Annotated in this window: 21 protein-coding genes; 8 read left to right on the top strand and 13 right to left on the bottom strand. The window is 63.7% G+C overall.

The genetic code is table 11. The features are described from left to right. Positions 1-269 precede the first annotated feature (269 nt). The 3 genes from EDF69_RS17830 to EDF69_RS17820 form a co-directional block, all read right to left on the bottom strand. A complete protein-coding gene (locus EDF69_RS17830) occupies positions 270-1,676 on the bottom strand; it encodes a Glu/Leu/Phe/Val family dehydrogenase (RefSeq protein WP_132884347.1) in 1,407 nt (468 codons plus the stop codon). Between the two features lie 461 nt (positions 1,677-2,137). Continuing rightward, positions 2,138-2,752, bottom strand: a complete 615-nt coding sequence (locus EDF69_RS17825; RefSeq protein ID WP_053058596.1) for an HdeD family acid-resistance protein — start codon at positions 2,750-2,752, stop codon at positions 2,138-2,140. A gap of 46 nt (positions 2,753-2,798) precedes the next feature. Beyond that, positions 2,799-3,440, bottom strand: a complete 642-nt coding sequence (locus tag EDF69_RS17820) for a Bax inhibitor-1/YccA family protein (RefSeq protein WP_132884349.1) — start codon at positions 3,438-3,440, stop codon at positions 2,799-2,801. A gap of 585 nt (positions 3,441-4,025) precedes the next feature. Here EDF69_RS17820 and groES point away from each other — a divergent pair. Further along, positions 4,026-4,331: a co-chaperone GroES gene (gene groES, locus EDF69_RS17815; protein WP_007406608.1), complete on the top strand. Its 306-nt coding sequence runs from the start codon at positions 4,026-4,028 to the stop codon at positions 4,329-4,331. 48 nt (positions 4,332-4,379) lie between these two features. Further along, positions 4,380-5,999, top strand: a complete 1,620-nt coding sequence (gene groL, locus EDF69_RS17810) for a chaperonin GroEL (protein WP_047867072.1) — start codon at positions 4,380-4,382, stop codon at positions 5,997-5,999. A gap of 47 nt (positions 6,000-6,046) precedes the next feature. On the opposite strand, the gene EDF69_RS19910 is transcribed toward groL, so the two are convergent. Beyond that, positions 6,047-6,673 carry a response regulator gene (locus tag EDF69_RS19910; RefSeq protein ID WP_339538979.1) on the bottom strand — a complete coding sequence of 209 codons (627 nt, stop codon included), beginning with the start codon at positions 6,671-6,673 and terminating at the stop codon, positions 6,047-6,049. Positions 6,674-6,681: 8 nt separating this feature from the next. Between EDF69_RS19910 and EDF69_RS17800 the strand changes: the two genes are divergently transcribed. After that, positions 6,682-7,176 (top strand): zinc-binding dehydrogenase, encoded by a 495-nt coding sequence (locus EDF69_RS17800; RefSeq protein ID WP_339538977.1) that lies wholly within the window; start codon positions 6,682-6,684, stop codon positions 7,174-7,176. Here EDF69_RS17800 and EDF69_RS17795 read toward each other — a convergent pair. The 4 genes from EDF69_RS17795 to EDF69_RS17780 are packed head-to-tail and all read right to left on the bottom strand — an operon-like array spanning position 7,145 to position 10,486. After that, the gene (locus tag EDF69_RS17795) at positions 7,145-7,588 is read right to left on the bottom strand and encodes an RNA-binding domain-containing protein (protein ID WP_165890078.1); all 444 of its coding nucleotides are present in this window, start codon (positions 7,586-7,588) and stop codon (positions 7,145-7,147) included. The two genes, EDF69_RS17800 and EDF69_RS17795, sit on opposite strands and share 32 nt — an antisense overlap. Before the next feature lie 18 nt (positions 7,589-7,606). Beyond that, complete coding sequence (locus tag EDF69_RS17790) at positions 7,607-8,737, bottom strand: tyrosine-type recombinase/integrase (RefSeq protein WP_132884345.1); 1,131 nt, start codon at positions 8,735-8,737, stop codon at positions 7,607-7,609. Continuing rightward, positions 8,730-9,971, bottom strand: coding sequence for a toll/interleukin-1 receptor domain-containing protein (locus tag EDF69_RS17785; protein WP_132884344.1), 1,242 nt, complete (start codon positions 9,969-9,971; stop codon positions 8,730-8,732). The genes EDF69_RS17790 and EDF69_RS17785 overlap by 8 nt, the downstream gene beginning before the upstream one ends. Next, the gene (locus tag EDF69_RS17780) at positions 9,968-10,486 is read right to left on the bottom strand and encodes a hypothetical protein (protein ID WP_132884343.1); all 519 of its coding nucleotides are present in this window, start codon (positions 10,484-10,486) and stop codon (positions 9,968-9,970) included. Before EDF69_RS17780 ends, EDF69_RS17785 begins: the two co-directional genes overlap by 4 nt. A gap of 176 nt (positions 10,487-10,662) precedes the next feature. Here EDF69_RS17780 and EDF69_RS17775 point away from each other — a divergent pair, with 176 nt between their 5' ends. After that, positions 10,663-11,157, top strand: a complete 495-nt coding sequence (locus EDF69_RS17775) for a hypothetical protein (protein ID WP_053000798.1) — start codon at positions 10,663-10,665, stop codon at positions 11,155-11,157. Between the two features lie 74 nt (positions 11,158-11,231). Continuing rightward, positions 11,232-11,654: a hypothetical protein gene (locus EDF69_RS17770; protein ID WP_174521976.1), complete on the top strand. Its 423-nt coding sequence runs from the start codon at positions 11,232-11,234 to the stop codon at positions 11,652-11,654. A gap of 4 nt (positions 11,655-11,658) precedes the next feature. Here the strand turns inward: EDF69_RS17770 and EDF69_RS17765 are convergent, their stop codons facing one another. The 5 genes from EDF69_RS17765 to EDF69_RS17745 all read right to left on the bottom strand — a co-directional run bounded on the left by EDF69_RS17765 (position 11,659) and on the right by EDF69_RS17745 (position 14,683). Then, entirely contained in the window at positions 11,659-11,928 is a 270-nt protein-coding gene (locus tag EDF69_RS17765; protein ID WP_037448046.1) for a hypothetical protein, read from the bottom strand. 112 nt (positions 11,929-12,040) lie between these two features. Beyond that, positions 12,041-12,745, bottom strand: a complete 705-nt coding sequence (locus EDF69_RS17760) for a PepSY domain-containing protein (protein ID WP_331386562.1) — start codon at positions 12,743-12,745, stop codon at positions 12,041-12,043. Between the two features lie 597 nt (positions 12,746-13,342). Continuing rightward, positions 13,343-13,618: a hypothetical protein gene (locus tag EDF69_RS17755; protein ID WP_030541607.1), complete on the bottom strand. Its 276-nt coding sequence runs from the start codon at positions 13,616-13,618 to the stop codon at positions 13,343-13,345. 55 nt (positions 13,619-13,673) lie between these two features. Then, positions 13,674-14,423 (bottom strand): methyltransferase family protein, encoded by a 750-nt coding sequence (locus EDF69_RS17750; protein WP_082731805.1) that lies wholly within the window; start codon positions 14,421-14,423, stop codon positions 13,674-13,676. Beyond that, positions 14,420-14,683, bottom strand: coding sequence for a DUF2933 domain-containing protein (locus tag EDF69_RS17745; RefSeq protein ID WP_013039078.1), 264 nt, complete (start codon positions 14,681-14,683; stop codon positions 14,420-14,422). Before EDF69_RS17745 ends, EDF69_RS17750 begins: the two co-directional genes overlap by 4 nt. 251 nt (positions 14,684-14,934) lie before the next feature. Between EDF69_RS17745 and EDF69_RS17740 the strand changes: the two genes are divergently transcribed. From EDF69_RS17740 to EDF69_RS17730, 3 genes are read left to right on the top strand one after another with little or no spacing between them, the layout of a single operon-like run. Next, complete coding sequence (locus EDF69_RS17740) at positions 14,935-16,395, top strand: MBL fold metallo-hydrolase RNA specificity domain-containing protein (protein ID WP_021245239.1); 1,461 nt, start codon at positions 14,935-14,937, stop codon at positions 16,393-16,395. Continuing rightward, positions 16,392-17,930 (top strand): thymidine phosphorylase family protein, encoded by a 1,539-nt coding sequence (locus EDF69_RS17735; protein ID WP_030541610.1) that lies wholly within the window; start codon positions 16,392-16,394, stop codon positions 17,928-17,930. Before EDF69_RS17740 ends, EDF69_RS17735 begins: the two co-directional genes overlap by 4 nt. Continuing rightward, complete coding sequence (locus EDF69_RS17730) at positions 17,927-18,811, top strand: ribose-phosphate pyrophosphokinase (protein ID WP_132884342.1); 885 nt, start codon at positions 17,927-17,929, stop codon at positions 18,809-18,811. The genes EDF69_RS17735 and EDF69_RS17730 overlap by 4 nt, the downstream gene beginning before the upstream one ends. Positions 18,812-18,934 lie beyond the last annotated feature (123 nt).

The raw sequence follows: 18,934 nt of genomic DNA, 5'->3' as shown, positions 1-18,934 counted from the left end.
GTGGCGGCTGGAAAACGAGACTCGCCGGGACAGGGAGTTGGCATCGCCTAGCGCGCACATGGATGAGAGTTCCAGCAGACTGGCCACCTCGCGGAACAGCGTTGGCGTTTTATGTCTTGCCGCGTATGATTTAAAGGAGTGGCTGGACACTGAGAGACTTGGTCGCTTCATCGGCACGAAGCATTTTGCCAAGCCCAATCCGCCTAGATCTTTCTTAGACCGCGAGATGAGTTTTGCAGACGCTGACCGATCGTCACGCTCGAAGTGATTCACGGGAAGATACCCGTCTGGCCATAGCATGCGGCAATCTTGTCGATCGCAACGATCATTGCGGCGGTCCGCAGGTCTGTGCCATGCCGCCCTCTTGCTTCGAGCAATTGGGCTAAGGCGCTGGACATTGCGTCCTCAAGTGCCGAATGCACTAGATCAATCTCGTCTGCCCCCTTAAGTGTGGCGAGGACGGGTGGTTCGATTTTGCGACCACTCGCGCCGGCAATTCTGTGATAGGCCCCCTGATCAAATCTCTGCTCAATGCGCCCGAAGCGTACATGAGCGAGGTTCTTCAGCCACTCAAGGTAGGAGGCCGTAACCCCTCCTGCGTTCAAGTAGATGTCAGGTATGATCATCACACCGCGCTCGGACAGCGCGCGATCGGCGTCTGCGGTCACTGGACCATTGGCCCCTTCCGCAATGATGCGTGCTCGCAAGCGCTGCTGATTGCCAGGGTGGATTGTATTTTCGAGTGCTGCCGGCACAAGTATGTCACAGTCGAGCTCAAGTCCCAGCATCGACGAAGGCAGGTCTTGAGCGCCAGAAAACCCCATGATGGAACCAGTTTGGGTTCGATGTTCCATCACATCCGGTATATGCAGGCCAGCCTCCCTGAATATTGCTCCATCATGCTCGATGACACAGATGATCTTCGCGCCACCATTTTCAAGAAATGTCGCTGCATGCCCGCCGACGTTGCCCAATCCTTGCACGACGATTCTTTTACCTTCGAGGCCTCTGGTCAAACCCAGCCGCGCCATTTCGGCCTCTCGAGCGCAGGCTTCCCTCAGACCATAGAACACGCCAAGACCGGTCGCCTCGGTCCTGCCACGCAACCCACTCAAGGTTATAGGCTTGCCCGTCACGCACGCCAGCGCATTCAGATCCGAGTGGTTAATTTGCTGATAGGTGTCGGCGATCCAGGCCATTTCCTGCGGCCCCGTCCCGTAGTCGGGTGCCGGAACATCGCTGGCAGGGCCGATCATGTTGCGGCGGAGCAGCTCGAATGCGTACCGGCGCGTGATCCGTTCGAGTTCGGCTGCGGAGAATTCGTTGCGGTCGATCTGGATCGCCCCCTTTGCCCCTCCGAAGGGCACGTCCATCAGTGCGCATTTGTATGTCATGAGCGAGGCTAGGCCAACGACTTCCTCAAGCTCGACATTGGGGCTGAAGCGAATGCCACCCTTGGTCGGCAGCCGGTGGTGACTGTGCTCTGCGCGCCAGGCATTGATGACCCTGACGGTTCCGTCGTCTCTCCTGATCGGAAACGCGAACTGGCAAACCGTGTTGCAAGTCCGTATTTGCGAGAGCAGCAGGGGGTCGTGCAGGGTATGGCCGGCTGCCCGGTCGAAGGCCTGGTCTACTTGCTGATCGAGGCGGATACGAGAATTTTGGGAATCATTCATCTTCCGGAGGCTCCGTATCTCGACGCTGGCATCATGCGACCAGATCAAGACCCGGGGCACCTACGTCGCCCTTCCATCGAATCGCGACGATACAGGATTGCTCGCCGGAAGTCGCTAATCGCCAGCTTTCTGGTGAAGCGCCAATAGCGCTGGGTAACCCGACCACCGGACAGAGTCCGGATCATGGTACTCCTACGCTTTCGGGCGAAGAACCTGCTTTGGTCCCGATAGCGTCCAACTAGGAGGATCGCTGGCCGGAAACGACTCAATGATAGCTTCCTCCACCGGGTCCAGTTCATCAGCGGGCTGCTCGTCTCGCATCGAGGCTAATTCGGCCTGTGTCCTGTCATTCTCGGCAGCCTTCACAGGCTGTGTGGGTTTCTCGGAAGCAGACATCATATTGGTCCCTGGTTGGAGTTCAGTTCGTTGCTTTTTATTGGCTTCATTTTCCCGTGGCACGGTCAAGCTCGCCGAAGCTTCAGACCGAGGCCGATGAGAACAAATCCGGCAAACATTGCATAGGCCCCGATCACCCACGCGGCCGAAGGCAAGGTCGTCAGGGGATCAAGGACCAGCAGGATGAAGATCGCGATCCCAAGAAATACCGAGAGGGCGCCTGAGAGGCCCATCAACCACTCTCCCCTGATTTCCTTGCGAAGGCTCGTTGCGGCAACCATCTCAAGGGCGCCCGTCACGATCGCCCAGATCGCCAGCATGACAAGAGTGACGAGAGCGTAGCCGACGGTCATGACCTCGGGCATCAGCACGAACAGGATCGCGGTCGCGATGCCAATGATCCCGCGGATCACATAGGCCCACCAGCGCTCCTCCTTACGCCGGGCGCCGCGCACCGCCGCGACCATGGAAAGGATTCCATCGGCACCGGCATAGGCGGCGAATACCATCGCAAAGGCGAACAGGGCGCTGAGCGGGAACAGGAAGGATACCACGCCAAGCGCGAGCGCGAGGACACCGCGAAAGACGATCCATCCCCAGTTGCGGCGCAGTGTCCCCAACATCTGCTGACCGACCGCGTCGGACACGCCGGAAACGGCATCGACTTTGACTCCAACCATAAGGCCTCCTTTTTTGGCACCCTAAAGGGCGCATGATGTGACGTCGCTATGCTCGTTCACGCTCCCCCATGAGGTTGAGCAGGAGCTGGAACAGGTTTATGAGATCCAGGTAAAGGGATAGCGCCCCCATCACCGCGAGCTTCTCAGCTGATTCTGTCCCCGCATAGGCGAAATATTGACTCTTCAAGCGCTGGCTATCCCAGGCGGTAAGGCCGGTGAAGACCAGCACGGCAATGATCGAAACGGCGAACTGCAGCATGTCGGAGGCAAGGAACAGGTTGATAAGGCTCGCGATGACGACCCCAAAAAGCCCGACCATGAGGAAGGTCGACCAGCGCGAAAGGTCGACGTTGGTCGTATAACCCCACAGGCACATGGCGGCGAACAGGGCGGCCGCCGAGAAGAACGCCAGCGCGATGCTGGTGCCGGTGAATACGAGGAAAACGCTGGCCAGCGACAGCCCCATGACGCCCGCGAATGAATAGAATACGACCCGCGCACTGGCGGCGCTCATCTGCTCAACGCGGAACGAGAGGAACAGGACGAAGGCGAGCGGGGCCAGGATCACGACCCATTTGAGGGGCGTGCTGAAAATAGGTTGATAGAGAGCTGGTGTGCTGGCGACGAGGAAGGCGACAAGCCCGGTAACGACCAGTCCCAAGGCCATCGTGCGATAGACACCAAGCATGTAACGGCGAAGACCGGCGTCGTAAGCGATCGCGCGCGGCGAGGCGCCACGCAAATCCGCGCGAGAGCTGTCAAAAGGTGTGTTCATCTGCATATCTCCAACAGATGTTGCAGCAACCGAGGCAGCATGTGCCGGTCCGGTCCTGCGCCTTCCTGACACGGTGCGGCAGCCGGTTGAAACGTACCGGTCTTTTGTAAAGCTCATCTGTAAAGCTCATCAGGCGCTGCACGGCGACCGCGCTCACGATCGGCAACCCGATCGCGCCACCCTGCCTCTGGAGCACTGAACCAAGCGAGATCATGGGCTGTCCGTCCCTGCCGACGTTTTCCTCTTCTCTTGGACGGTCCCGTAGCGAATCGGTCGCAATCGCCTGCTGATCTATATCACCTCGTCGCCGCATTTCCTGAGGCAATGTCTGACCGCGCGCCATGCGATTGTGCGCGCATCGGCATTCACATGGCTGAAGCGCCAGGAAGTGCGGGAAATGTCTTGATGGTCGAAAATCGCCTTCCTAGCTATGCCGAAAACGACCGTTCCCCGCGAACGGGAGGGTCGTCACATCATGATCTGCTTTGGAGGTAATGCATGCATTTCCGTCCCCTGCACGACCGTGTCGCCGTGCGTCGCATCGAAGCCGAGGAAAAGACGGCCGGCGGCATCATCATCCCGGATACTGCCAAGGAGAAGCCCCAGGAGGGCGAGGTCGTCGCCGTCGGGCCGGGCGCCCGCGACGAGACCGGCAAGCTGGTCGAGCTGTCCGTCAAGGCCGGCGACCGCGTCCTCTTCGGCAAATGGTCCGGCAGCGAGGTCAAGATCGACGGCGAGGAACTGCTCATCATGAAGGAGAGCGACATCCTCGGGATCGTCGAAACCGAAGCGTCGTCCAAATAGGGCGGCGCACCCACAGAAATCCACGCGAACATAGGAGGAAACGATACAATGGCTGCAAAGGAAGTCCGTTTCTCGACCGACGCGCGTGACCGCATGCTGCGGGGCGTGGACACGCTTGCAGACGCGGTCAAGGTGACGCTCGGGCCGAAGGGCCGCAACGTCGTGATCGACAAGAGCTTCGGCGCGCCGCGGATCACCAAGGACGGTGTCACGGTCGCCAAGGAGATCGAGCTCAAGGACAAGTTCGAGAACATGGGCGCGCAACTGATCCGAGAGGTCGCGTCCAAGACCAATGATCTCGCCGGCGACGGGACCACGACCGCGACCGTGCTCGCCCAGGCGATCGTCCGCGAGGGCGCCAAGGCGGTCGCCGCCGGCATGAACCCGATGGACCTGAAGCGCGGTATCGATCTCGCCGTCGGAGCCGTCGTCGACGATCTCAAGGCGCATGCGCGCCGGATCAGCGCGAACAGCGAAATCGCCCAGGTCGCCACGATCTCCGCAAACGGAGACACCGAGGTCGGCCAGATCCTTGCCGAGGCAATGGAAAAGGTCGGCAACGAAGGCGTCATCACCGTCGAGGAGGCAAAGAGCCTCGCGACCGAGCTCGAAGTCGTGGAGGGCATGCAGTTCGACCGCGGCTATCTCTCGCCCTATTTCATCACCAATCCCGAGAAGCTGCGGGTCGAGCTGGAAGATCCGTACATCCTGATCCACGAGAAGAAGCTCTCGAACCTGCAGGCGCTGGTGCCCCTGCTCGAAAAGGTAATCCAGTCGGGCCGCCCGCTGCTGATCATCGCGGAGGACGTCGAGGGCGACGCCCTGGCCACCCTGGTCGTCAACAAGCTGCGCGGCGGCCTCCAGGTCGCGGCCGTCAAGGCGCCGGGCTTCGGCGATCGGCGCAAGGCGATGCTCGAGGACATCGCCGTCCTCACCGGCGGCAATGTCGTCAGCGAGGACCTCGGCATCAAGCTCGAGAACGTCACCGTCAACATGCTCGGTCGCGCCAAGAAGGTGGTGATCGACAAGGACGACACGACGATCATCGATGGCGCCGGCCAGAAGTCGGACATCGACGGCCGCGCCGCCCAGATCCGCCAGCAGATCGAGACGACCACCTCCGATTATGATCGCGAGAAGCTGCAGGAGCGGCTCGCCAAGCTCGCCGGCGGCGTCGCGGTGATCCGTGTCGGCGGCGCCACCGAGGTCGAGGTGAAGGAGAAGAAGGACCGGGTGGACGATGCGCTTCACGCCACGCGCGCCGCGGTCGAGGAGGGCATCCTGCCCGGGGGCGGCATCCCGTTGCTGCGCGCGGTCAAGGCGCTGGAAAGCCTCTCCGCGGCCAACGACGACCAGAAAGCCGGCATCGAGATCGTCCGCCGCGCCCTGAAGGCGCCGGCGCGCCAGATCGTCGACAATGCCGGCGAGGACGGCGCCTACGTGGTCGGGAAGCTCGGCGAGGGATCGGACTACAACTGGGGCTTCAACGCTGCCACAGGCGAGTATGAAGATCTCGTCCGGGCCGGCGTGATCGACCCGGCCAAGGTCGTGCGCACTGCGCTCCAGGATGCGGCGTCGGTCTCGGGATTGCTGATCACGACCGAGGCGCTCATCGCGGAGCTGCCGAAGGACGAAAAGCCGGCACCGGTTCCCGCTATGGACTATTAAGGATTGGGGGCCGCAAGGCCCCCATCCGAACACCGAGTACCTTTCGTCTAGGCGGAGTCACCGGTCGCGCTTTTCGCCGACCGGATCTCGGCCAGTTTCGCGGCCAGTTCGTCTTGCCGAAAGGGCTTCATGAGGCGCGGAAACTCCGGAGTGATCTCGCTGCTCTCGGCATAGCCCGAGACGATCAGGACGGGCGTGCGGGCCCGCAGCGCGCTGCCGAGGGCCGCGCCCGACATCCCTGTCATCAGATGATCGGTGACCACGACGCTCGGGTTCATGCCGCTGTTCACCAGCGCCAGCGCGTCCTCCGCCGATTTCGCCTCGGTCACCTCATAGCCGATCGCGGAGAGCATCTGGCTGACGCTCGAACGGACGAGATCGTCATCGTCGACAAGAAGGGCGGTTCCCTCCTGGGGCAGCGTTCCCTCGACCTTTGGCGCCGCGCGCTGCGGGGTCTCCGTCGACACGGGAAGCAGGATGTCCACCCGGGTCCCGGCATCGGGAACGGTCGTGATCATGAGGGTTCCGCCGAGTTGCCGCGCAAGACCGTGCGCCATCGAAAGGCCAAGACCTGTTCCCTTGCCCGGCCCCTTTGTCGAAAAGAACGGCTCGACGGCTCGCGTGGCTGTCTCCTCATCCATGCCGATCCCGGTATCCGAGACCGCGAGGCTGATATAGCTGCCTGGCCACCCACACCGACGAGCATATCGAGCAGATCGCCGAGCTGATCGCCCCGCAGGGACGTTTTGCGCTCATCGACGACCCCAAGACGCTCGATGTCGTACCGTTCAAACGCAAGTCGGTGTCGACCCACTGGGAGTTTATGTTCACCCGGTCCATGTTCGAGACTGCTGATATGGAAACGCAGGGTCAGATCCTGTCGGCCATCGCCAGCCTCGTGGACGCCGGCGAGGTGCGCACCACCCTCACCGAACGGTTCTCGCCGCGAACCTCAAGCGCGCGCACCAGGCGCTTGAGAGCACTACCGCACGCGGCAAGATCGTCATCGAGGGTTGGCAGTGATGCGGTTCACGCTCACTCAACGTCCGCCGCCCCCGTGGCCCCCGCTGCACCAACTGAAAGGGAACAAGCCTCGGCGTTATCGATGCCAGCCATGTGCGGTTGTGGGCGTCGCTTTCGCTGGGTCACTGATATCTACAATCGTAAAAGACCGTGATGTTTCGAGATAGCAGACGCGGTCCGGCGTGGCGCGGGATCTGGATATCGAGGATGAACCCAGTCTCGAGGTGCAGGGGCACGACCTGCACATCGAGGGGAACGGGCGTGATGCCATCCTGAATGAGAGTCTGCAGCCGCAGCGCGGTCTTGTCCGGATCGCCCGCGAGCGGCCGGAAGCCGTCGAAGCGGCCGCCCTTTTCCTCGACGCCCACGATGATGCGGGCTGCGCCCCGGTTCAGAAAGGCTACGACATCGTCGAGCAGCCGGGACTTGGCCTCCGGCTTGTCGATGTTCACCTCACGCTTGAAATCGAGGTCTTGCCCTTCCTGCAGGCCGCCCTCGGCGAGTTGCGCGACCGTGAGCGAGTCAAGAACCCGCCGGCGGCGCTCCGGCTTGGATGGTTCGGTCACACTGATCCTGACCATCGCTCAACGGCTCTCCTGAAAGCGCCGCGCGAGGCGCGCCGACGCCCCGCTCTTGGCCGCGAGCCGCGCACCGTAGCGCATGACCGTCTTGGGGTCCCGCCAGCGATAGGCCTGCATGATCGCCGGCAGGCTCTCGCCGGCGGCGAAATTGTCCTGCGCCACGCCAACCCTGATCGAGTGGCTCGACACCGCTTTCACCCAGCGCTCGAGCTCCGCTTCGCTCATTCCTCCGAGCAGCTTCTTCTCGAAAGCGGCGCGGATCAGCCGGCGGTAAATCAATGTGATCGTGTTCGGGTGAAGAGCCCCCTCCCCCACCGACCGAACCCCTCCGTCGAAATAGGTCTCGACCCGCCGGAAAAGCGGCCCGGTCTTTATCCCTCCTGCCTGCCGCCACTCCTCGATCGCCTGCATGGTCGCCGGTGACAGATAGGCGAGCGCGCCGGCCCGTTCGCGGTCGGTCTTGCTCGTGCCTATGAACAGGGTTCCGGATCCATCGGGGTCGGGCCCCTCGATCGCCTCGCACAGGATCGCGACCAGCTCGGAGCGGCGGCAGCCGCTGTCGTACGCCACGCGCAGGAGCGCGCGATCGCGCGCGCCCAGCATGTCGCGCCGGGAGGCCTTGAGCAGATGGGCGAGACAGATTCCGGTCGCCGGGTCGTCGAGGTCGCTCACCTCACCCTTGAACCGGATACCCCGCGCCTGCCGCTGTCGCGTTCCCAGAAGCTTGCGCAAGCCCTTGAGCTCGAGCCGCACCAGCGGCGCCGCGGTTGGGTCCTCGAGCCCGGCCATGCGGTAGGCCCAGCCTATATTCACCAGATAGCGCTCGATCGTCGCGGGCGCCCGCCGCTTCAGCGGATTGCGCGGATCCTGTTCGACTCCCGACAGAGCCCGCAGATAGGCAGCGACCGCATCAGCGTCGGCCCGGGCGGTCGTCAGGCCACGCCGCCGGCACCACTGATCCCAGATTCTCAGGTCCGACAGGAAGGCGCGGATCGTGTTGACCGACCAGGCCCGGGCGGCGGCTGCGACCAACTGGGGGTCGGCAAGCCGCCGCGCCGGCGCGAGCGCCTCGACCTGCGCAACGACCTCGCTGATCGGCGCCGTCTCGGCACGAACCAGGCCAGGCTCAGCCATGGCTACGCGCGAAGCGCAGGGTCTCGTCGGTGCGAACGAGCTGCACGGCCCGCCAGGGGGCGGAGGCGGGCGCGTGCCGCGCCTTGATGGCACCGGCCCGCTCGAGATAGCAGATGGCGCTGTTCATCCGGCGCGGCTCCCATCCCAGCGTTTCGGCGAGCTGCCGGGTGTCGACGGCCCGCTCCTCGCCTGTCACCATCCGGTTGGCGAGCGTGCGCGCGTCCTCGCTTGGGCTGAAGGGCATGAACGCCTCGTCGAAGTCCACAAACAGCGCCGGTTGCGGGGCATAGTGCCCGCTGATGTTCATCTCGCGCAGGTAACCGGCGTCCTTGAGGTCGAGCAGCCCGATCCGCAGGTCATCGGCAGCGATGCCGAGAGCCGCCGGCAGATCGGCGAGGGTCACGATGGGGTCGACGGCCGTCGCGTTCGCGCTGGTCTCCACAATGTGCTTGCCGATCGCGATCGCGGCGGGGGACCAGCCTTCGAGCCCACTCGGAGCCTTCTGCACGTAACGCGGCGCGTCCCCGAGTGGTGGCTTGCGGCTCACACCATGCAGCCGGTCCACCAGGCCCTTGAGGTCCGCCTCACTGGCGGGATCGATCTTGAGGAACAGCATCGCCTGGAGGAAGGGCGAGAGCTTCGCGGGATCGAGGTCGACGACCAGCGGCACGAACCGGCTCTTGCCGCCGACCTGCTGGACGAGGCCGACGTCGATCTCCTTGGCCACCCATGGCTTGGTGATCGACGTCTCGGTCAACACCACGACGAAGTGGGTCATCGCGCCGAGGCCCTCCTCCATCTTCTGCCGCAGGCTGTCGCCGGGCTCGATCTCCCACTCGTCGAACCAGACGTCGACGCCGTTCGCCATGAGATACTCGGCGACTGGACGGACCCGGTCCTTGTCCTCGCTGGCGTGGGCCAGATAGATTTTCGGGTGCTTTGCCCCGTCGGCGGCATTCATGACCTGAACATCTCCCGGGTCGACACCCAGACGCTTTTCGAGAAGACGCGCGAAGGCGGGCGACCCGGTCGTGCGGATCGCAACCCTGTTCCCCGACAATCGATCGACGAACACATTGGCGTGACTACCAGTCTCGGGATCGACGATCGAGGCAGCGGCGCCCCTCGCCTTCTCCTCGAGCGCCTGCATCCCGAGCTCGATCGCCTTGGCTTCAATGTCCGCGGCAAACTTGCGGGCGTCGAACGGCCTTCCATTGTGGGTCAACTTGATCATCCGCTGTTGCGCTGAACGTAGCGGCGCAGCTGGACCAGATCCTCGTCGGCGAGTAGGATCCCCATCGTCGGATAGTCGTCCTGCAGCGACTTGCGCACGCGGCCGTCGTGAACGCATGGGATCAGCAGCGCGAAGGCGGGGTTGAAGCGGCGGCGCTCCCAGCCCGCGGCCTCCTCGAGCTTCCTGGCGTTCCCGCCCAGTTCGGGCTGGTCGAGCAGCAACCGGGCGAGCACGACCGAATCCTCGACCGGGTCGTGCCCGGTGATCGCCGGATCGCTGGCGATGAACAGCTCTACCGTTGTGCGCACGCGCGGCAGGTGCGGCCCCAGCACGCGCGAGAGCGTCACGAGCCCATCGGCTTCGAGCTCGGCCAGCGCCATCCCCAGCGTCTTGCGGCTCTCCTGCGGGAACGCCTCGAGCAGCTCGTCGCCAAAATGCGTCGGCAGGCCCTTGGGGCTATGCTCGGCCATATGGCGGCCGAGCCGCTGCGCAAGGTCACTCAGATGATCGTACACGCCGCGTCTTCCCTGTTGCGCCCCGGTGCGGAGGCCCGCCGGCGCACGAACAGCCAGCTCCTATTCCTTACCGGGATATAGAAGCTTCAACAATGGGGTGTTGATAAGGGTTCATTATCAACACTAGGCGTGACTCCACGCTATACTCAAAGGGCGATCTCGGGATATGCTTGGGGATGGCTCGCCGCTCTTCCGCGCTGACATCGCTGCCGTGGAGCGACGGTCTCGCCGCGGCGCTCGAGCAGGCGAGCGCCGCCGTCGGGCGGCTCGATGCGCGGACTTCCGCCACTTCGGGTGCTCGCGCGTGGCAATTGCGCGCCGCCTGGACCGGCTACGCCGCCGCGCTCCAGCTCCAGGGCCACGAGATCGACGAAATCGATGTTTTTTCGTGGGGCTGCGCCCTCCCCGTCCCCGGCCGGCCACGGATCGCGACGCTCGACGATCCCTTCGAAGGCTTCGCCAGATGGCAGGCCCAGTTCGCCGGAAACACCCGGCGCCACTGGCGCGAGGACCTGGGCGCGCGGGTCGAACCCGACCCGAGCTACGCCGGCCCCCGGCTGATCCGCGCGCTCGAGGCTCTGCGGCAGATCAGCATCGCCGAGAAATCGAAGTGCAGCATACGCACGGCGGCTGTGCAGCGCATCGGCATGGGTCCAGAAAGCGCGGCTTAGCTCTATACTGGGTGCGATCTCGGGTGCAGTCATTCTCTTTCGCCGGAAAACCGGTGAAGGGGCCGTTCCTGGTAATGATCGTCGCAGGCGAGTATCCGGAAGCGCACGGCTACGCACCATTGCGCGCATTTGCCCAACCGATTTATTCGGGCCGTCGCTTCATCCCGGTCAATTCCGAGTTCGAGCGAGACGTTCTGCGCGCGCTTCTGGAAGCGAGGCGCGAGCTAGCCGAGGAGGGCCTTGATATCTTTGTCGAGAAGCCCGTCTTTGATCACCTCACTCCCGCCGGCCCCTGCCGCCCCGACTTCCTGATCGAAGCGCGTTCAGGCACGACCGGCGAGATCAGGCAATGGATCTTGGAGGTGCTGGAGTTCGGCGAGCCCGAGGTCCACCAACGCGAAAGGCTTCGGCGAGTAGCGCCACTGTTGACTGTCACCCCGGCCGACCGCAACGCGGCGCACCTGGTAGCCCGACTCTCAGACGCCTTCGCCCTTTAAACGATCAGCTCCACCTCAACGTGAATCCGAACGAACTGACGATCGCGAGCGTCACGGGCGTCGAAAGCAGATAAAGCTTCTGCCACCGCCACCAGGATTTGGGGAGGAACAGCGCCACATCCTTGGCGCTGCGAAGCTGCGCCCAGGCCTTCTCGCGCCAGAGGCGACAGGCGAGAACAAGGATCGCCAAGGCCATTGCGATCGCGCAGCACAGAGCGGTCGCAGTATAAAGCGCCATCCAGTTGATCATTTCAGCATCGCTCAGATGCGCCATGGTCTACCCCATCGCTGCCAAACGAAGTCTCGCCTGTTCAACTGCGTTCCAACCCGCCGCGCGACTTATCACTTTTCTTTATCATCATGCTTCTCCGGTTTCTGCCGGTCCGCTAGCCTGACGCGCTTGACCGACGCCGCTTCGGCCAACGCATGCAAAGAAGCACGGCCCCGCCAAGCCAAAGTCCGAGGCCGCCGAGCGCAAACCCTAGAAGCCATGGCGTGTTGAAGTCCTCGTGATTCTTCCAATCCATGATGTGAAGGCTCCAGAAGAAGTCATAAAGCCGCCACGTGCCTGTCCTCACCGCCGCAATCCGGCCGGTATCGGCCGCCACGAAGATCCGAGTGGAGTCCGGATCGGCGAACGTCACACGCCAGGCGGGAAGCGTGCCGCGATATTCGGGACTGGCGCGATCGATCAGTTCCACGTTCACACTTGGGTGATCGTTGCTCCGCCAGGCGGCCCTCGCTACCGCTTGGGCTTGCGCCGCAGTTGGGGCGGGCAACAGTGCGCCCGTTCTCGCGTCGAACAGCCGCGTCCCTCGGGCCGTTGTCGCCTCAGCGACCGGGCGGCCAAGCCACATGCGATAGCTCACGGTCTCGATCCGCGTCCCGGTCGCCGCGACGATCACTGATGGTGGGACGAGCGCCACGCCGCGAGGCAAGGGCGCCACGGCTTTGCGGTCCACAAGGTGATCGCCATGCACTCGATCGATGGGCAAGAAGCTCATCAACGCGCCGCTCGCGAACCACAAAAGAAGCTGCGCGCCGACAATGATCGCGAGCCACTTGTGAGTGCGGCTCGCGAGAAGGTGCAGCCGAAGTTTGGTGCTTCTCAGGGTCGAATCTCCATCCTTGCGTGTCTCATTTCGTGCCTGCCAGATTCTTCATCATCCCGCGTGGCCGACAGGTGCGCCCGCGACCAGCGCTTGTACGGCTCAGCCGTCATCCCCGAGAGTTAGCGCACGAACGCCACCGTGTCCCAGACAGGGGATCCGGTGCGTCTTGCCCCCCGCCGGCTCGGCCGTCAGCTTACACCATGCTTGATAATCCAGGGCTGCTGAGCGGGCGTGAGGCGTTGCGCCACCCCTCGCCAGTTCGGGGCTTGCCGTTAAGGGCCTTGGCTCACCTCCGATTCCTCCGCGCCGGGGCGATAGATGACAGCCGCTGCACATCTCTCCGTAGAGGCCGACACCGACTGACACCCGTTGCGCCGACGCAAAATCCGGCCGCGCCCTTGGCAATCAGCCCGCTGGCACGGCGGTCGAACAGGTCAGTTGCTTGTCCGGCTTACAGATAGCGCCCGATCGCACTGCCCGGGCTCGGTCACGTCCTGAACTTCGGTGACGTTCAGGACGTGGCTGCGATCTCGATCGGTGGGCGGCCCAGCTTTTCGAGGGCGATCGCGTGACGGGCTAACCAACGACGGGATCTTTGACCCACCCCAAGGCATCGTGCAGCTCTGATATGTCGGCGTCGATGATCGCGTACAGGTCTTTATCTTCCTCGCGAAAGAACATGCGCGCCTTCGCTTCGTCTTCGGCAGGGGGAAGCATCGCTCCCAGGCGCTCCGGCCATTTCGCGTCTATGAATCTCATGAGCCGCTTCCAGGCCGCGGATCGGGTCTGATGGAGGCTCAGGACGGGAACGCCGTTTACTACAATCGCAAGGATCGTCACCTGCATGGTCACATACGCCCCCTCGATTTCGTCATGTTCGTGATGATCTTGCGGAGGAGGACAACGTCTAACCTCCTGGCAGCATGTTGTCGTGTTCTCGAGAACCCTCGCTAACCGGCCCGTCCGTCTGATGGCCTGCCATTCGAGCATTTCCTGTGAAGGCCAGTCCTGCAATCTCCCGCTTCCAACGCAAGCTGGGGAAGAAGGCGGGAACATGGGCCATGTACTGGCGGTAGCTATCGCCGTAGGTCGCGAGCGCGTATCTCTCCTCATGCTTAGCCAAACGAATGTACATCACCACCAGCACCGGAAACATGGCAAGCGTCAGAAGCGTCGGCCATTGTAGCAAGAAACCGAGCATGACGAGGATGAACCCTACGTATTGAGGGTGCCGCACCCGGGCGTAGACCCCCGTCATTGCCAATTCGTTTTTGCGCTGACTCGTGTGAAGCGCCGTCCACGCGATCGAGATTAGCCAAAAGCCTACACCAATCAGCACAAAGCTGGCGATGTGGAACGGGCCGAAATGCGGATTGATGCGCCAGCCGAACATCATTTCCAGGATGTGGCCAGCATCGTGGCTCCACCAGTCGACGCCGGGGAAATGCGACTGGAGCCACCCCGACAGCAGGAAGATGGTGAGCGGGAAGCCATACATTTCGGCGAAGAGCGCGACGATGAACGCACTGAACGCGCCGAAGCTGCGCCAGTCGCGCCGCGTTGCCGGCTTGAAGAAGCTGAACGCAAAGAGGATGAAAACGGCGGCATTGACCAGCGCGAGCCCCCACAGACCATAGCCATAGTCGGCGTGCGTCATCGCGACTCTCCTTCGATGCGGCCGTTGGGATTGGCCGGCAAGCCGGCGGGTGCCTGGCCGGGCTCATGGCCATGCTGATGCCCACCTTGGCCGTGGTGCATGAACAGGTGCATGAGCGGGCAGGCGAGCAGGATGAGATAGGGCAGCACACCCAGGAAGTGCGCGGTATGCTCGGTAATGAGGAAGAAGCTGGCGACGAGCAGGAAGCCGATCAGAACGATCTTGCCGCGCTTGCGCATGCGATGGTCATGTTCGCCCATATGCCGTTCTCTTCTAGTCAACCTCCAGCCTGCATAGGCTCGAGTCCAAGGAGCAAGGTATAAGTAGAGAGCGAAGTCCGAAGGGCATCGCGCAAGCATGGGTAAGGTGATCGATCGGATCGGCCACCGGTGTTCGCGCGACGCAACTGTCGGGAGCAGCAGTCGTGCTGCGGCTTTTGCGTATAGGCGTGCGGCGTCCGCGAATCAAAGCTGCGCTCACGAACATAATCGTGAGAGGCAGGCCCGCGTCCATGCACAAGAGAAAGAAACGGCACCATTCCCGCAACCAGTCCGGCGTGACCGTCCTCGAGCGCGAAGCAAGGATCGATCTGGCTAAGCGCCCGGCCGATGGTCTCGGCGTCGCCTTTCTCGGCGCATCGGGAACGGTCACAGGGTCGCGTTATCTGGTGGACGATGGTGAAACTCAGATCGTTGTCGATTCCGGCCTGTTTCAAGGACCCAGGGATCTGCGCCGCCTTAATTGGGCGCCAATTCCACCCGAAGTCGCCGATGTCGGCCAAGTCCTGCTGACCCACGCTCATCTCGATCACTCGGGCGCGCTACCGCGCATGGCGCGCCTGGGCTGGGACGGTACCGTCCTTGCCACCCGGGCGACCGCGGCCCTGTGCGAGCTCCTTCTTCCCGACAGCGGTCATCTGCAGGAAAAGGATGCGGAGTTCGCCAACCGGCACGGCTTCTCCAGGCACCAGCCGGCGCTGCCGCTCTACACCCAGGCTGACGCGCGTCTGGCATTGCAGCTCTTCCGGCCGATCGAGTTCGGAGCGTGGCATGCAGTCACGGACGGCATCAGGGTGCGCTATCATCGCGCCGGCCACATCCTCGGCGCGGCGTCGATCGAGATCGACTGGAAGGGGCGGACAATCCTCTTCTCAGGCGACATCGGCCGTTACGGCGATTCGGTGATGAAAGATCCCGAGCCGCCCGCGCGCGCCGACTATGTCCTGGTGGAATCGACCTATGGCGATCGGCGCCACGAGCAGGTCGATCCGACAAAGACGCTTGGAGATCATGTCGAACGATGCGTCGAGAGAGGAGGGACGGTGGTGATCCCGGCCTTCGCCGTGGGACGGGTCCAGTCGCTTCTCTATCATTTCTCGCGTCTGCGCGCGCAGGGACGCCTCCGCGACATCCCGATCTTCCTCGACAGCCCGATGGCGATCAACGCGAGCGGGCTGATGTGCGATTTCATGGACGAGCATCGCCTGGCCCGCGCCGAGTGCGAAGCGGCGTGCAGCGTCGCGCACTATGTGCGCGAAGTGGAGGAATCCAAGGAACTCACCGCCAACCCCGCCCCAAAGGTCATCATCTCGGCCAGCGGAATGGCAACGGGCGGCCGCGTGCTCCACCATCTCAAGCGCTTCGCGCCGGATGGGAAGAACCTCATCCTCTTCTCGGGCTTCCAGGCGGCGGGCACCCGCGGCGCCGCCATGATCGGCGGCGCCCGGACGATCAAGATCCACGGCGAGTATATCCCGGTCGAAGCCGAGGTCGCCAACCTGACGATGCTCTCGGCGCATGCCGACAGCGACGAGCTCATGCGCTGGCTCGGCTCGCTGCACGAGGCCCCGCGCCACGTCTATGTCACCCATGGCGAGCCGACCGGCGCCCACGTCCTGGCGAAGCGTGTCTCGGAGGAACTGGGCTGGGCATGCAGCGTACCGGCGCTGGGTAGCTGGGGCATGCTCGCGTGAAGCCCGGGATCATCGAGAACGCCGAAGCAGAGTCTGTCGCGACGACGCTGCGGGCACGCCGCATCGGCCTGTCGGGTGCCGGTAGCGATCTGATCGCGGTCATGCGCCACGACTGTCCCGTCTGCCGCTCGGAAGGTCTTGCGTCCCGCGCGCAGGTCGCGCTGCGCGCCGGCGGGCGGGAAATCGTCGTCTCGCTGCTGCACAGTTCCGCGGAGGCTCCAGCGCCCGGCGAGATCGGCCTCTCGGAATCCGCATGGCAGCGGCTCGGCGTCAGCGAGGGCGATCCGGTCGAGATCGCGCACGCCCAGCCTCTCGCCTCGCTCGCCGAAGTGCGTCGGCGTATCTATGGCAATCGTCTCAGTGACGGGGCTTTTTCAGCGATCATCACCGACATCGCCGAGCGACGCTATAGCGATGTCCATCTCTCGGCATTCGTCACGGCCTGCTCGGCGGTCCCGCTCGATACGGACGAAACGATCAGCCTGACCAGGGCGATGGTCGATGTCGGCGAGCGATTGCAGTGGCCCGGAACGGTCATCGTCGACAAGCATAGCGTCGGTGGATTGCCGGGCAATCGCACCACGCCGATCATCGTCTCGATCATGGCCGCGGAGGGCCTGATCATGCCCAAGACATCGTCGCGGGCGATCACCTCGCCGGCCGGCACGGCGGACACGATGGAGGTGCTGGCACCTGTCGACCTCGACGTTTCCGCAATCCGCAAGGTGGTCGAGCGCGAAGGCGGCTGCATCGCCTGGGGCGGCGCCGTCAATCTCAGCCCTGCCGACGACGTGATCATCGGCGTGGAGCGCGTGCTCGATATCGATGCCGTCGGGCAGATGGTCGCCTCGGTGCTGTCCAAGAAAGTCGCGGCCGGTGCGACCCATCTGGTCATCGACATCCCGGTCGGGCCGACCGCCAAGGTCCGCGGAGCCGCTGCCGCCGACACCCTCGAGCGCGCGCTGAGCTCGGTCGCCCAAGCCTTCGGGCTTCGCACGCGCGTGATGCGCGGCCCCGGCGCGGAGCCGATCGGACGGGGCATCGGTCCGGCGCTCGAGGCGCAGGATATCCTTGCCGTGCTCCAGGGGCAGCCTGGCGCCGAGGATCTCGCCCACCGGGCCTGCGAGCTGGCGGGAGGACTGCTTGAGCTCGCGGACGCGGCCCCGGCCGGCGAAGGCTATGCGCGTGCGCGGGCGTGCCTCGAAAGCGGCCGGGCCTGGGCCAAGTTCCAACGTATCTGCGAAGCGCAGGGCGGCATGCGGGCTCCACCGGTCGCCCGGTTCCAACAGGATATGATCGCTCCCTATAGCGGCCGCCTGGTGAGTATCGACAATCGCAAGCTCGCGACGGTCGCGAAGCTTGCCGGCGCGCCGATGGCCAAGGCCGCCGGCGTCGCGCTGCAGTGTCGGCTGAACCAGATGGTGGATGCCGGGGCTCCCTTGAGCACCATTCATGCCGAGAGCCCGGGCGAGCTCGATTATGCGGCGGCCTATGCGGTGAGCGACGGGCCGATCTTCGGGATTGAAGCGCTATGAACCGTCCCGTGCTGTTCGCGCTGTCTGGCAGCGAGGCCCTGGCACAGCCGCTATCCGCCGCACTCGATGCAGAGGTCGGCACGATCGAGCATCGTCAGTTTCCCGACGGGGAAACCTATCTCAGGGTCGTAAGCGACATCAGCGACCGCGACGTCATCCTGCTGTGCAGTCTCGATCATCCGGACGCCAAGCTGTTGCCGCTGCTGTTCGCAGCCGACACCGCGCGCGATCTGGGCGCTCGCAGGATCGGGCTCGTCGCCCCCTACCTCGCTTACATGCGCCAGGACATACGCTTCCATGCCGGCGAGGCGGTGACGTCGCGAACCTTTGCCGCGATTCTGTCCCGCCATCTCGACTGGCTGGTGACGGTCGATCCGCATCTCCATCGCTATCATGCGTTGTCGGAAATCTACCGCATCCCGACCCAGGTTGTTCATGCCGCGCCACTTCTGGCCTCGTGGATCAAGCGCAATGTCGCTCGTCCGCTGATCATCGGTCCGGACCTGGAAAGCGAACAGTGGGTCTCGCAGGTGGCGGCCGATGCCGATGCTCCGTTTCTCGTGTGCGAGAAAATCCGGTCCGGCGACCGTGACGTCACCATCTCGATTCCGAATGCCCCAGCGTTTCTCGATCGCCAGCCGGTGCTGGTCGACGATATCGCCTCATCCGGCCGGACCCTCGCCGAGGCGGCGCGCCAGCTGGTCGGCATGGGGTTCGCGCGACCGGATTGCGTGGTCGTGCATCCGCTTTTCGCCGGCGATGCAGCGCAAGTCCTGGGTGGGCTCGTCGAGAGGATCGTCAGCACGAACGCTGTTGCGCATACCTCTAATGATATCGACGTGATGCCGGCGATTGCGGAGGCCGTTCGTCACGGAATTTGAACGGTGCGCTGCGCGTCAGTTCTTCAGTACTCAATGCTCAATGCACGATGAAAACGAACGCCCGGCAAACGCCGGGCGCATTCCCATCCATTGACCCTACACGAGCCCGAACCAATCTTCCGG

The organism is Sphingomonas sp. JUb134 (assembly GCF_004341505.2).
In the GTDB taxonomy this organism is placed as follows: domain Bacteria; phylum Pseudomonadota; class Alphaproteobacteria; order Sphingomonadales; family Sphingomonadaceae; genus Sphingomonas.
This window is presented reverse-complemented; position numbering and strand designations above follow the sequence as displayed.